Source organism: Desulforhopalus singaporensis (assembly GCF_900104445.1).
GTDB classification, from domain to species: domain Bacteria; phylum Desulfobacterota; class Desulfobulbia; order Desulfobulbales; family Desulfocapsaceae; genus Desulforhopalus_A; species Desulforhopalus_A singaporensis.
This window is the reverse complement of sequence record NZ_FNJI01000001.1, coordinates 1-14102: the sequence shown is the minus strand read 5'-3', so window position 1 is coordinate 14102 and position 14102 is coordinate 1. Positions and strand designations below refer to the sequence as shown.

The 14102-nt window shown below is 49.9% G+C and carries 10 protein-coding genes; 5 read left to right on the top strand and 5 right to left on the bottom strand.

Going from position 1 to position 14102, the window contains the following annotated elements:
* Positions 1–34: 34 nt before the first annotated feature.
* Together BLQ17_RS00050 and BLQ17_RS00045 are read right to left on the bottom strand one after the other, a co-directional pair.
* Positions 35–1327: a thiolase family protein gene (locus BLQ17_RS00050; RefSeq protein WP_092218562.1), complete on the bottom strand. Its 1293-nt coding sequence runs from the start codon at positions 1325–1327 to the stop codon at positions 35–37.
* A gap of 232 nt (positions 1328–1559) precedes the next feature.
* Entirely contained in the window at positions 1560–2219 is a 660-nt protein-coding gene (locus BLQ17_RS00045) for a GntR family transcriptional regulator (RefSeq protein WP_092218560.1), read from the bottom strand.
* Between the two features lie 525 nt (positions 2220–2744).
* On the opposite strand from BLQ17_RS00045, the gene BLQ17_RS00040 reads away from it, so the two are divergent.
* Both BLQ17_RS00040 and BLQ17_RS00035 read left to right on the top strand, forming a co-directional pair.
* On the top strand, positions 2745–5360 hold the full coding sequence (locus BLQ17_RS00040) for a molybdopterin-dependent oxidoreductase (protein WP_092218558.1): 2616 nt from the start codon (positions 2745–2747) through the stop codon (positions 5358–5360).
* Positions 5360–6187 carry a 4Fe-4S dicluster domain-containing protein gene (locus BLQ17_RS00035; protein WP_092218556.1) on the top strand — a complete coding sequence of 276 codons (828 nt, stop codon included), beginning with the start codon at positions 5360–5362 and terminating at the stop codon, positions 6185–6187. The genes BLQ17_RS00040 and BLQ17_RS00035 overlap by 1 nt, the downstream gene beginning before the upstream one ends.
* A 219-nt stretch (positions 6188–6406) precedes the next feature.
* Here BLQ17_RS00035 and BLQ17_RS00030 read toward each other — a convergent pair whose 3' ends face one another.
* A complete protein-coding gene (locus tag BLQ17_RS00030) occupies positions 6407–7513 on the bottom strand; it encodes an Sfum_1244 family protein (protein WP_092218554.1) in 1107 nt (368 codons plus the stop codon).
* 927 nt (positions 7514–8440) lie between these two features.
* Here BLQ17_RS00030 and BLQ17_RS00025 point away from each other — a divergent pair.
* Genes BLQ17_RS00025 through BLQ17_RS00015 form a run of 3 tightly spaced genes read left to right on the top strand, consistent with a single transcriptional unit; the run spans position 8441 to position 12090 of the window.
* Positions 8441–9304: an FAD binding domain-containing protein gene (locus BLQ17_RS00025; RefSeq protein WP_092218552.1), complete on the top strand. Its 864-nt coding sequence runs from the start codon at positions 8441–8443 to the stop codon at positions 9302–9304.
* A 10-nt stretch (positions 9305–9314) separates the two neighbouring features.
* Positions 9315–9803: a (2Fe-2S)-binding protein gene (locus BLQ17_RS00020; protein ID WP_092218550.1), complete on the top strand. Its 489-nt coding sequence runs from the start codon at positions 9315–9317 to the stop codon at positions 9801–9803.
* Entirely contained in the window at positions 9790–12090 is a 2301-nt protein-coding gene (locus BLQ17_RS00015; RefSeq protein WP_092218548.1) for a xanthine dehydrogenase family protein molybdopterin-binding subunit, read from the top strand. Before BLQ17_RS00020 ends, BLQ17_RS00015 begins: the two co-directional genes overlap by 14 nt.
* A gap of 223 nt (positions 12091–12313) precedes the next feature.
* Here BLQ17_RS00015 and BLQ17_RS00010 read toward each other — a convergent pair whose 3' ends face one another.
* On the bottom strand, positions 12314–13087 hold the full coding sequence (locus BLQ17_RS00010) for an IclR family transcriptional regulator (RefSeq protein ID WP_092218546.1): 774 nt from the start codon (positions 13085–13087) through the stop codon (positions 12314–12316).
* Positions 13088–13961: 874 nt separating this feature from the next.
* The gene (locus BLQ17_RS23620; protein WP_407919113.1) at positions 13962–14084 is read right to left on the bottom strand and encodes a transposase; all 123 of its coding nucleotides are present in this window, start codon (positions 14082–14084) and stop codon (positions 13962–13964) included.
* Positions 14085–14102 lie beyond the last annotated feature (18 nt).

The window sequence follows — 14102 nt, the reverse complement described above, 5'->3', positions numbered from 1 at the left end:
AGCAAAAAAAAAAATGCGCAGCCGCAAATACGGATCAAGAACGATTGCTCACCACCATCGCCATTCCCATGCCGCCACCGATACACATACTGATCAGGCCGGTGCCTTGATTATTACGGTGCATCTGGTTCATGGTGGCCACCATCTGTCTGGCTCCGGTACATCCCACCGGATGGCCCATCGATATTCCACTGCCATAGCGGTTCGGTTTCTCGACATCTATTCCCAGTTCAATCATGCACCCTATGGCCTGCGCTGCAAACGCTTCGTTGAGCTCGATCATCTCGATATCATCAAGGGTCATTTTCGCCTGGTCAAGGGCCTTGCGGATTGCCGGTACCGGGCCAAGCCCCATGTAAGCAGGGTCGAGTCCGCCTGCAGCAAAACTCTCAATGGTCAGCAAAGGTTTCAGCCCGAGCTGTTCGGCTTTTTCCTCACTCATGAGCAAAACCGCAGCAGCTCCGTCATTGATACCTGAGGCATTACCGGCGGTAACAGTGCCATCTTTGGCGAATACCGGCCGCAGTTTGCCAAGTTTCTCCATCGAGGTCTCCATGGGTCGTTCGTCTCGATCGACAACGACCTCACCCTTTCGCGTGGAGATCTTGACCGGAACGATCTCATCTTGGAAAACTCCTTCCCTGATTCCCCTAATCGCTCTTTCATGACTCAGACAGGCGAGCCGGTCCTGGTCGTTGCGGCTGATGTCGTAAAGTGATGCGATATTTTCTGCTGTCACTCCCATATGGTAACCATAAAAAATTTCATACAGACCATCATACACCATCAGGTCGTGCACTTCGCCGACACCGGTCACCTCCATCCGATGCCCCCACCGCCCCTTCATCAAGGCCATCGGGACCTGGCTCATGTTCTCCTGGCCGCCAGCCAGTACCACCTCCGACTGTCCGGTCATAATAGACTGGGCCCCAAGAGCTATGGCCTTCAGCCCCGACCCGCACACCTTGTTCAGAGAAAAAGCCGGCGTCTCCTTGTTTATCCCGGCCCTGATCATCGCCTGACGAGCCGGATTCTGCCCCAGCCCCGACTGTAGAACGTTGCCCATGATAACCTCGTCCACCGCGACCTCCGGGGCGCCGCCATCCCACTGGTCATACCGCTTTTCAAGCTCTGTACGGTCGCTGCTGTCCAGCCTGGACACCGCGGTTTTCACTATATCATCACCCAGCCCCGGGCGCAGCCCGGCCTTTTTCATCGTCTCCTGCAAAACAGTTGCGCCAAGATCAACCGCCGAAACATCCTTCAACACCCCGCCGAATGCGCCTACAGCTGTACGGCACCCGCTGACAATAACAGCTTTTTTCATCTTACCTCCTCCGTTTTGATTTTGTTCTGCAACCCGGTCGTCAACCGACTGTTTGTTTGGACAGTGGTAACTTATTCCATTTGGCTTATTTATCAAACGGGTTATTTGTTCCTTTTACGTAACCGAAGAAGGTCTTGAGTCACAGGAATACGTTTGTTTTCACAGCCCGCCCGCAGAAAACAGCTTAAGCAAAAATTGACAAGACAGGCTCCCCTACCGCCCCCTGCCGCGGTCAAGCTCCTGCGTATTCCGGAAAAATCAAAGGGAACAGGGAGCGTTTCGAGTTCTGGTGGTGCATCCTGACAAGATCCCGCGCACCATCCACATCCCTGTCTCGTATCGTCCGAAAAAGCATGTCATGCTCCCGGACAATATCCCTGATTCTGTCGACTATTAGGTTTTCGATACTGATACGGAGAAAGATCTTGTGGCAGAGCTCTTTGTACCTGTTGAGGAGAACATCGTTTTTTGCCATCGACAGTATCGCCAGATGAAACTCGGTGTCGATAATAAACAGTTTTCGATCGACGCGCGTTGACAGGAGGTTTTCATAATCGTTTTTGCACTTCTCGATTTTCCGCAGGCCATCGTCTGACACATTTCGCACCGCTTTCACGATAAAATCAGCTTCCAGCGCATCACGGATATCGTACAAATCCTCTGCTTCTGGCCTGGAGAGACGGTGAACCGAGTACCCCTGGTTCGGCACGAAATCAAGATAGCCCTCCTGTGCGAGGATACTCAGGGCGTTGTTAACAGGAGTCCGGCTTACCTTCAACTGTCTGGCCAGATCTATAAATACAAGACGTTGACCGGGCACCAGCTCATAGTTCATCATCAGTTCTATGATTTTACCGTAAACCTTGAATGTCAGATTCTTATTTCGTTTCAAAATCACCTCCTTCTATCCGGAATCAGGCTTACCTGCAAACTGTCGCAACTTTTTACGTTTTCCTGCCCAATTACACCTTGACATCGACCATATAACATGTAATATAAAATACAATTAGAGTCAAGCTTCACGTATAAAAACATAACACCGTTCCAGCGACGGCAACATATTCTTGTCGACCCTGTTTTATTGCAGCACCGGGGACAAGATCATACAGGAGACGAGTAAGGCGGGTACAAAACGGGGTTTTTCCCCGAATCTACCCGGCGGCCACTTTTGCAACGAGCGGCGGCTTGACAGCGGCTACTGCCTCGGAGCGTTATGGTTAGCTACAACGACACAACATGTTGACTTTTGCCTTTTTGGATTACATGCAATTTAACATACATTTGACGGTGCGGACAGCAATGATAGCCTCGATAATTTGCGAAGATGCTTTCACAGTTGCATAATTATTGATGCTACCACTCCAGTTGCGCAAACTCACCGGTAAATGTTGCCTAAAACCAGAGGAGAAATCAATCTATGCGCCCAGTTAAAACGAAAGACAAAACTGTTTTGAGATCACTCGGCCTCGGAGGATATTTCGGAGGCGGTGCCGAGGGCATGGTGGATGTCAAGGACGGGAAGATCGTGCGCGTCCGCCCCTTGCGATACGGCTGGAAATACAAGAAAGAAGACATCCGGCAGTGGAAGATGGAGCGGAACGGGAAAACCATCGAGCCTACATGGAAATCTCTCCCCGGCCCCTTTTCTCTCGCGTACAAGAAGAGGGTCTATTCCCCCAACCGGGTTCCCTACCCGATGAAAAGGATCGATTGGGACCCCAACGGTGAACGTAATCCGCAGAACCGGGGCAAGAGTAAATTTGTCCGTATTTCCTGGGACGAAGCGGCTGAACTGATCTCCAGTGAAATCAGGAGAGTACACGAAAAATACGGCTACAACGCCATCCTGATGCAAGGCGACGGCCACGGCGAATGCAAGACCATCAACACCCCCCACGGCCACCCCGGCGTCCTGCTCGAATACTTGGGCGGATTCACCCTTCAGGTACGCAACCCAGACAGCTGGGAAGGATGGTACTGGGGAGCAAAACATGTCTGGGGACAAGGCGCCCAGGGCATCATGTATCCGGCGGCCAACATCATCAAGGACACCATCGAGCATTCCGACATGGTCCTGTTCTGGGGCTGTGACCCGGAAACGACCCCCTGGGGTTTTGTCGGCCAATTTGCCAGCCGTCTCTGCTATTTCCTCACCGAAGCGGGAATCGACCAGGTATATGTCTGCCCGGACTGTAATTATGGTGCAGCAATCCACGCCGACAAATGGATCCCGATCCTGCCCAATACGGACGCTGCCATGCAGCTTGCCATCATCTATATATGGCTCACCGAAGGAACCTATGACAAGGAGTATGTCAAGACCCATACCGTAGGCATGGACAAGGTCGCTGACTACGTCCTCGGCAAGGAAGACGGCGTCCCGAAAACTCCCGAATGGGCCTCGCCGAAATGCGGAGTGCCGGAGTGGACCATCAAGGCCCTGGCAAGAGAATTCGGGGCCAAGACCACATCCATCGCCCACTATTTCGGCGGCGGCTTCATCCGCGGTCCCTTTTCCCACGAACCTGCGCGGCTTGAGTGTATAATGCTCGGCATGCAGGGACTGGGCGGCCCCGGGGTGCACCAGCACCAGTGGACCTACTTCGGGTTACCAAGGGCTGAGGGGCTCGGCGGTACGTTCTTCTGGAATCCGGAAATCGAGGAACAGCTGGCCCTGCCGGTTCTCAGCGCGGTCTCCGCCTGGCAGGAACAGGTCATCCCCAAGACTTTGATCCAAAACGCTTTTCTCTCCGATGAACCGATCACGTTTTTTGGAACCGGCGCGCAGAACGCGCTCGTTGCCGACCAGTTTATCAAGTATACGTACCCGATAGAGGCGGAAAAGAAAGGTTCGCCGATCCATATGATATGGGCGGACAGCCCCTGCCGCATCACCTGCTGGAACTACGGCCACGAGACGGAAATAGCCATGAGAAGTCCGCAGATCGAGTGTTTTGTGGCACAACATCCGTGGTTTGAAAACGACTGCGTCTATGCCGATATAGTCCTGCCGGCGAACACCTACATGGAAGTGGACGATATCGTCACCAATATCCGCCAGGGAACCATGCAACCCAACATCATGATTACAGAAAAAGCCATCGAACCGATCGGCGAGTCGAAAAGCGACGCGGAATGTGTTCGTGAAGTCGCCAAGAAGTTCGAGGGGATGGAAGAAGAGATGACCGGCGGCAAAACCACTGCGGACCTGCAAAAGGCTATCTGGGGGTATATGGGCGGCGAAAAACTGGTCTCCTGGGAAGAGCTTAAGGAAAAAGGCTACTGGATCTATCCCACGGCGGAAGACTGGGACCAGGATCCTCCGGGATTCCGGAAATTCTACGAAGATCCGGAAAAGCATCCGCTTACCACCCCGACGGGCAAACTCGAATTCTACTCGGAAGCGCTGGCCAAGGCGTTCCCGAACGATAAGGAACGCGGTCCTATCCCGAGATGGATAGAGAAAAGCCACAACCATGACGAGCGGCTTTCGAGCCATCGGGCCAGAGTGTTTCCGCTGCTGGTTATGTCCAACCACGGCAGATGGCGGGTACACGCCCAGTGCGACGACATAACCTGGACCAGGGAGACCCCGACGATGAAAGTGACGGGCCCTGACGGGTACAAGTATGAACCGTGCTGGATGCACCCAAGTGAAGCTGAAAAACGTGGCATCAAGAACGGCGATATCGTCAAAATCTACAATGAGCGGGGCATAGTACTTGCCGGTGCCTATGTAACCGAACGTCTCCGGCCAGGGGTTGCCTACATTGACCACGGGGCACGTCACGACCCGATCAAGACCGGGGAAATTGAACGCGGCGGCGCCATCAACACCATTACCCCTGGCGCCATTACCAGCGATAACTGTGTCGGTCAGATCGGCGGAGGCTACCTGGTAGAGGTTCAGAAGGTGACCGGTGAGGAAATGGATGGCTGGAGACGGGACTTCCCCGAGGCTTTTGCAAGAAAATACGATCCGGCTGCGGGACTTCGCGTCGAGGCCTGGATAGACGATGGAGGTGACAAATAATGAAAGTATTCGTAATCGATCTCTCAGTCTGTAATGGATGCTATTGCTGTCAGATTGCCTGCAAAGACGAACATGTGGGCAATGACTGGATGCCGTACGCGCGGCCTCAGCCCGATACCGGCCAGTTCTGGATCGGCCTTGCGGAAAAGGTGCGCGGCCACGTTCCCCAGGTACGGGTTTCATACGTTCCCAACCTCTGCCACCACTGCGACGATGCGCCCTGCATGGAAGAGTGCAAAGCCGAGGCCATCTACAAAAGAGATGACGGGATGGTTATCATCGATCCGGAAAAATGCATCGGTTGCAAACTTTGCGCCGACACCTGTCCCCATAACGCAATTTTCTTCAACGACCAGCTGAACCTTGCCCAGAAATGCACAGGCTGCAGTCACCTGCGTGACAGCGACCCAGAAGAATGGACGGAACCGCGCTGCGTAGACCAGTGCCCGACAGAGGCGATCCGTTTCGGTGAAGAATCAGACTTTGCCGACTTCATAGCCGAAGCCGAACCGTATCGTACCGAGGCCGGAACCAAGTCTCGTGTCTACTACAAAGGGCTGCCGAAAAAATTCATTGCCGGAACGCTTTACGAACCCAACGACAAGGAGGTCATTATAGGCGCCTCCTGCACCCTCACCGACGAGGAATCGGGAGAGGTCTTTACCGAAACGACCAACAACTTCGGTGACTTCTGGCTGGAGAACCTCAAAGACAACAGATCCTTTACCCTGACACTGGAAAAAGACGGGTACAGCAGGACAATTACCGGGTTGACAACTGATATCGATAGAGGACTGGGCGATATCCCCATGGATATGAAGGGATAACTATCGATAGAAAACAAACAGTCGAAGCGGTCAGTTTTTTCACTCAACTCTCCTGAGATAAAACCACCTCCAGGCCGCTTTGAACTGTTTGTACCGACAATCCAGACCATGCCCATCCTGAATCAATAATGCCAATGATCAGGCTGCGGCGAGATCAGTTCGCTGATCTTTTTCAAGTCAGAGTATGGAGCCCGTTGTAAAAATCCGCCGGATATCTATTTACCCGGCGGATTTTTCTTTCAGACCAAGGGGAACCAGGATCTCTTTTGCCAACTCCTCCTGCACGGCAGAATCGGCAAGAAAACTCGACCTGTGGGCGATAGTGTCGATCTTTTCCGCCAGGATCAAACACTTTTTCCTGCTTGCAACGCGCGCCTGCTCAATATGGTTCCAGTCACCGCCGGCAGCGAACTGGTTCCAGGCAGAAACAATTTCCGGAAACAGCTTTTCCCGAAGGCCGTCCAGGAAACCGACATAAAAACCGATACCGGAATGACGCCTGCCATCTATGAATCTTGCGAGCAGCCCCTCTGGATGGGTGTCAGCAAGCAAATCCTTGATGGCACGGACAACAAATTCGGTAACAGAACCGGGAAACCGACGCACAAGGGTCTGCAGACTTGCCGGAGCAAGAGATTTATCGAGTTTTTCTCCCAGTTCGTGATAGACAAACATATCCATCTCCTGGTCGACAACTGTATCCAGCCGCTGTTTCAACCGTTGCTGGTCCAGCTTGTCCCCAGTGCGCAGACCGTAGCTGTCAAGAGCATAGAGAAAAGGACGTCGGCAGGATGAACGCATCTCCTGCAACTGATCCCAGAAGAAAAAACGTAGCAAATCCCTCCTGACTACAATGACCCCGTCCTGGACAAAAGCCATGGCCCCGGCCATTTCCCGTACCAGTTCCCTGCCTATGACGACGAGAGGAACCTCTTGGACAACGGAAGAATTACGTATCTCTCCGACAAAAAACACCGTCTTCATTGCCCGGCCATATCCGGCGCCATAAAACAGACCGGAATCCGCAAGAAACGTATTCGCCTCGCAGGTCGCAAAAGGATCGAACCGGATGCCGCCCAGGCTCAGATCTCGATACTTATTATCAGCACACTGATGCCAAAGGTGTTCCTTTGTCTCAATCCAGTCGAGCAGCACAGAAGGCTCAGGTTCATGCCATGGTTCCAGATTTTTTTCCCATTTATACAGGTTGCGCAGCCGAAGAATCATCATGCACATTGAGTAGATGCCATGATCCCTGGCATCGGATACCTCGCAGTTGAAGCGGATATCATTTAGAAATGCTTCATAAATATTCGAGGAGTTCATAGCCTGCTTCCTTGTCGTCAGGTTTCTCGGCAGCCACCTCCGCAAGCCATATCAACCAAACCTTTCTCATTTTGCGTACAAAACTACTCATCATAACCATATGATATTAACTCTTGGCAGCAAAATCAATTTAAGCGCTCTTGCAGGAACACGAGGATTCCTTGTGATTATACATAGTTTCACAGACAGATATGACCGTGTCGATTGGCGCTAAACAACCCATGACCAATGTTTGCGCTATATTTTCCTGGCTCCATACTTCCTGTGGAATTAACTGCAGAAACTCAGATCGCCCCTTACAGATTACACTGACAAGTCCCAATCCAGCCTTTTAACCGGTCAAACAAATGAATCACCCAGAGATACAGGCTGGTTGATAAACAAACAACCTGTGGCTGGCAGGCGTGCAGCAAATTTTATTAGCTATGGAGCTTATGGCTGTCCAACGTGAAGGATAATCTTGTTGCTGTTTGATAACTAAGAGAACAGCTCGCTCTCCAACCTCGGGACTGTATCTATTTTTTGTTTTCATGACTCCATCTTCTCAGGTTTTGAAATTGCTTGCTCAATAAAGAACAGCTTGTCACCTAATTGCATTTTGTTGGATTGCCGATAACGGCCATGAGACGGACTGTAACAACGGCCTCTATTGAGATGGCATGGCGGTGTGTGATGAATCGGTCCCGGGCTGTGTGAGGTAGGTCGAAAGATGGGCTTGTTTTGCTTGACATACGAACAAGCCGATGCTATATTTTCACATTATGATATTACATTATCGTTATATGATAATTTATCGATTTAGTGTGGATTTCAAAAGCAAAGTAATTCTGAAAATGAATGTGATCGATAAGGTGCAGTCTGGAATTTTCCAATATTTAGAATCTTGTAAAAGACACTCTGGCTGATTCAAAACAGGGAGACTAACAAATGAAACAATTCCATTATCATGAGCCTAAAACAGTCGAAGAAGCCTGCCTCATGATGGCCGAGCTTGGCGATAACGCCAAGCTTATTGCCGGAGGAACCGACCTTGTGGTTCAAATGAATCGTGGAGCGAAAGCTCCAAGTCATGTGGTCAGCGTCAAGACGATTCAAGGCTTAGATTCGATTATTGAAAACGAAGAAGGGTTCAGAATTGGAGCCGCAACGTTGCTCGCAGACATCTCAGATCATAAGGGGATGCAGAGCAAATTACCCATGCTCTGCAGTGCGGCAAGATCAATCGGCTCTGCCCAGGTAAGAAATCTCTCCACAGTGGGAGGCAATATCTGTAATGCCGCTCCGTCCGCTGATATGGCACCAGGGTTGCTGGCTCTGAATGCAATCGTGACCATTGCTGGGCATGAGAATCTTCGAACGCTGCCACTTGAAGAATTTTTTGTCGGACCAGGTATTGTCAATCTTGAAAAAGGGGAAATTCTGACAGAGATTTTCGTCCCCACCCCCACCAGTGGGACGCAACAGGTCTATTTGAAACACGGTCCGAGAAGGGCCATGGACTGTGCGGTTGTCGGCGTGGCGGTGACACTCTTATTTGAACAGCCAACAGGTCGTTGCCAGCAGGCCAGGATCGCACTTGGCGCGGTAGGGCCAACTCCACTGCGAGCTAAAATGACTGAAAAGCTGCTTGTGGGGAAAACGTTTAACGAGTTCCCCCTAGATCGTATTGCAGAGCTTGCGGCTCAGGAAGCGTCGCCAATTTCAGACGTGCGCGCTTCTGCGGACTACCGCTGCGAGATGGTTTCTACTTTCACTAAACGAGCCATTGTGCAGCTCGCTTCTTTTGCTTAGGAGATGATTGATGAATAAAAATATTACCTTTACGGTGAATGGGGAACCGGTATCACTGACAGTCGAGCCTCGCTGGACATTGCTTCGGGTGCTGAGAGATAAAATGTTTTTGACCGGCTCCAAGGAAGGTTGCGGTGAAGGCGAGTGTGGGAGCTGTACGGTCCTCGTGGACGGAAAGCCTGTCAATTCCTGTTTAATGTTGGCAGTCGCTGCAGATGGGAAAACAATAACCACCATTGAAGGGTTATCCCGGGGGACGGAACTTCATCCCCTGCAAAAAGCATTTATTGAAAAGGGCGCCATTCAGTGCGGCTTCTGTACCCCCGGCATGGTCATGACAGCCAAAAGTCTGCTAGACAAAAACCCTGATGCCTCTGCCGAGGAAATTCGCCAGGAGATGGCCGGAAATCTTTGCCGATGCACTGGTTACACTAAGATTGTCGAAGCGGTCCAGGAGGTTGCCGGACAGCTGAAAGGAGGATGCCATGAAAATGGATAGAGGCCAAATGGCTCTGGATCAAAAACAAGAAATCGTCGGCAACTCCGTTCCGAAAATCGATGCTTCCATTAAAGCAACGGGTGAAGCCTTGTTTGCTGCAGACATTTACCTTCCCGGAATGTTATTCGGAAAAATCCTCAGGAGCAAACACGCTCACGCCCGAATTCTGGACATCGACACCAGCAAGGCTGAAAAGCTACCTGGGGTTAAAGCGGTTGTCACCTGGCGGGATGCGCCAGACCTCAAGCTTGGCATGTACACCGACGACTGGCAGTTTTTCGCAAAAGAAAAGGTGCGCTACCATGGCGACATAGTAGCAGCTGTTGCAGCCACAGATATAGAAATCGCAGAAGATGCTCTGGCCCTGATTGAGGTCGAATATGAAGAACTACCAGGCTTGTTTGACCCTCAGGACTCTCTGAAGTTGGATGCACCCTTGATCCATGAAGATCGTCCCGGGAATATAGCGGCGACACGAAAGATAAGAAAGGGAGATGTCGAGAAGGCCTTTGCCTCCGCTGAACATATCTTTGAAGATACCTACCAGACTCAAATGGTTGACCACTGCCCCATCGAGACTCACGCTTCGGTAGCACAGTGTGACTCCTCAGGGAAGACAACCATTTGGTCCAGCAGCAATGCGCCTTTCAACAACCGTTTCCTGCTCAGTCGGGGACTGCAACTCCCAATGAGCAAACTAAAAATTGTCCTCAATAATGTAGGGGGGGCTTTTGGCGGAAAACAGGACTTGATGACTGAGCCGTCTTGCATCCTTCTGTCCAAAAAATCTGGACGGCCGGTAAAGATTGTTGTTGACAGGGAAGAGGAATTTACCGCGTCGACCGTCAGGCATCCGTTTACCATGACCTACAAGACCGCAGTCGATTCCAAAGGAAAAATTCTTGCCCGAAAAATCGAATTGATTCAGGACATGGGTGCTTACAACGACCTGGGAGAAGGGGTTCTGCGATACGCATCACTCATGGCTGCAGGACCTTATGAGATAGAAAATGTTTGGTTGGATGCCGTAGGAGTCTACACGAACAAGCAGGTTGGTGGAGTCATGCGGGGCGTTGGAGTCCCTCAGGTCAGCTTTGCAGGTGAATCTCAGCTTGACAGGATCGCCGAGAAGATCGGGGTGGATCCCTACGAGATCCGGATGATCAATGCCCTTGAAGAAGGGAGCGTAACAGCAAATGGGCAAAAATGTGTCGGGATAGGTTTTAAAGAAACCCTAAAAGCTGCTAAGAAGATCTCCGGGTATGAATGGAAGTCCAAGGAAAAAAATCGCGGATTCGGCATAGCTTCGATGGTTTACTCCAGTGGTGCGGCAGGAAGGCATGATTACAGCAGTGCCGTTGTCAAGCTCAACGAAGACGGAACCGTGGTGGTTTTAACCGGTGCGCCAGATGTTGGCCAGGGGGTAAGGACGACTCTGGCACAAATTGCCGCCCAGACATTGGGGGTCAAATACGAAAACTGTTGGGTCGAAGCACCGAACACGGATATTTCTCCAGTCGATATGTATGGAGCGAATGCCAGCAGACTTACAGTTGTTGCGGGAAATGCAGTTATGTCGGCAGCCATGGACGCGAAGAGGAAAATCCTAAAGAGGGCCTCGGAAAAATGGCAAGTTAAAGAAGAAGATCTGCAAATTGTGCAGGGTGAGATATTTCACCAAGGGCAGAGCAAATCACTCGGTTTCTTTAAAGATGTGGTCATGGAAATGCACCGGCCTTATGGCCAGACGACTATTGGGACCGGTGATTGTATAACCACATCGGTGCCAATGGATCCTGAAACCGGCCAGAGCGAAGCAGTAAATATTTTTGTATTTGCCACACACGTAGCAGAAGTGGAAGTAGATCCCGAGACGGGATTAGTCAAGGTACTCAATATATGGGCTGCCCACGATGTTGGCAAATCAATCAATCCAGTGAACATTGAAGGCCAGATTCAGGGGGGGGTGCAAATGGGCCTTGGTTTTGCTTTGACAGAGAACATCATTACCAGGAATGGGAAAACCCTGAACCCAACATTCCTTGACTGCAAAATGATGACGGCTGCGGACATGCCCGAAATCCACCCGATCATAGTTGAGGTGCCCGAACCCAAAGGTCCTTTTGGCGCCCGAGGAGTCGGTGAGGCGACCTGTATCCCTACCGCAGCGGCTGTTGCCAACGCAGTATGCAGCGCAACCGGCACCAGGATCAACAGCCTTCCTCTTTCGCCGGAGAAGGTATTGTCTAGCTTAAAAATGAAATCCTCTGGGAAAAAGACGAACTAAGTGCATCCCGGAACGGCGATGATCTTGCAAAAAGCCAACGTCGGCAAGACATTAGCTTAAAATGTTAAAACTCCGCCTCAGTCTAGGTTATCTGAGGCGGATTTTGTTTTGGTAGACCACTAATGTGCCATTGAAAATACAGCTCTGTACTATATATGCCTAAAAACGTTTATCAGTAACATTCAAGCTCTTCCCTCCATCCAATACACCAACTGCCTTTTCTTCAAGTGATTTTCCGGCCACGAAAACCCAGGTTACGAGAAATTTTCTGTGATTTTTCCATGACCAACTCGGCCCACCGAGACACTTTTGCGTCCGACCCACGATCCTTGGGACCAGCAATTGCGAGAACCGCAGCCAGCTTTTTTTTATGGTCGAAAATCGGTGCCGCCACAGCGATGGCACCTTCGTCAAGTTCCGAGTCAGAATAAGCAAATCCATGTTCACGGATCGTTTCGATCTGCTCTAGTAATTGATCGCAATCAACTGGAGTATTTTCTGTAAATTTCTGAAAAGTGACCACCTCGCAGAATTCCTCTATAAACGATTGGTCTTGGTAGGCCAGAACCACTTTCCCATCCGCCCCTGCATAAATAGGCTTGGTCTCCCCCCTGTTAATGCTAAGTTTGATCAGTCTTTTGCTGTCCACCTTTTCCAGACACATAACCTCCCAACCTTTAGGCACTGTCAAGTAAATCGTTTCCCCGGTTTCTTCGCGGAGAAGTTCCATCTCGCTCAAAGCTATATCAATTAACTTTTTCCCTACAATACAAACATTTAACATTTGAAAAATAGTCAAGCCTAGAATGTATTTTTTTGAATCGGGACTTTTGGACAAAAAACCTTTTCTCGAAAGGATCTCAAGGTATTTGTAAACACTGCTTAGAGGAATACTTAGACGATCGGATATTTCTTGAGCGGATATCTCTGGATGCTCAAAATCAAACGTAGTAAGGATATCTAAAGCTTTTTCAACAGAAACGAAAGTTTTGCTCATTTTTATGCCTTTCTTAACAATAAAATTCAAAACGTAGAGAAATATTAATTAAGGATCGTTTTATTGACCCGTAGCAACACCATTCTAGCCATCTTTTATAGAAGCATTAGCCCTACAACACAAGATACGGATAAAAGGAGCCGTTCCAATTGCTTTTTCTGTGAGATAAATAGTAATAGTGGCTGCGCAGCTGGTTCCATTCAATCAATTCGAGCTGCAATTATGATCTCTGCATCAAATATACCCAGCAAAAGCACTGTCTTTAACAATAGTCTAAGCTAAGCTGGCGTAATAGCTGATACTTTCTCTGATCTTAGCCTGGATTTCCACGTTAACTTATTGAGTTATCACCACGAATTCTATCCGAAGGAAAATTGTAGCCGCTTGTTTTCCAGTCAAGGGATCGCGATATCCGTTTCAGCAAAGCCTGCGGTAAGCAAGAGGGAATTGCAGGCTCTTTTTCGCAAGCTCGCTTGATAGGATTTTGGGTCAAAGCGATAATGGCCGGGACCTCAATAAAATCCCTGAAGATACGGCTTGTTTCAGCAGTGTCGTACCCATTGCCGATCCTGGCGCTTAATAATTTATAAAGGCTGCCAGCTATAAGTGTCAACTGAAGATCGTAATGAACCATGAGTTTTATAGAGCAAACAGATTAAACTTTAGTCGGTTTCAGCCAAATAGCAAACCCGTCAACTTCAAGTCGTTGGTTGTTCAGTAACATTGTGGCAATACGCTTACAAGCTAATTGTCAGGCTATTAATACGAACGTTAATCAGTAGACACGAGCGAGTATTTCGTCCATGGATGCTGGAAGAACGACTTTACTATCTCGGGACTACGCTGAAGTGAGCGCATCACCTTCATAATTCTTTTATACAGGTCCCACGCACTTGGTGGTGGTCTGACGACCGATATTATGATTTTTCAGATAATTCCATACATGCTCATCAGGATTCAGCTCTGGTGCGTATGGTGGAAGAAAGAAAATTCTCAACTTCCCGTTGGTGCTTTC

Coding starts and splice junctions, on each gene's coding strand:
- BLQ17_RS00050 (WP_092218562.1), bottom strand. CDS start 1,327: ATGAAAAAAGCTGTTATTGTCAGCGGGTGCCGTACAGCTGTAGGCGCA.
- BLQ17_RS00040 (WP_092218558.1), top strand. CDS start 2,745: ATGCGCCCAGTTAAAACGAAAGACAAAACTGTTTTGAGATCACTCGGC.
- BLQ17_RS00035 (WP_092218556.1), top strand. CDS start 5,360: ATGAAAGTATTCGTAATCGATCTCTCAGTCTGTAATGGATGCTATTGC.
- BLQ17_RS00030 (WP_092218554.1), bottom strand. CDS start 7,513: ATGAACTCCTCGAATATTTATGAAGCATTTCTAAATGATATCCGCTTC.
- BLQ17_RS00025 (WP_092218552.1), top strand. CDS start 8,441: ATGAAACAATTCCATTATCATGAGCCTAAAACAGTCGAAGAAGCCTGC.
- BLQ17_RS00020 (WP_092218550.1), top strand. CDS start 9,315: ATGAATAAAAATATTACCTTTACGGTGAATGGGGAACCGGTATCACTG.
- BLQ17_RS00015 (WP_092218548.1), top strand. CDS start 9,790: ATGAAAATGGATAGAGGCCAAATGGCTCTGGATCAAAAACAAGAAATC.
- BLQ17_RS00010 (WP_092218546.1), bottom strand. CDS start 13,087: ATGAGCAAAACTTTCGTTTCTGTTGAAAAAGCTTTAGATATCCTTACT.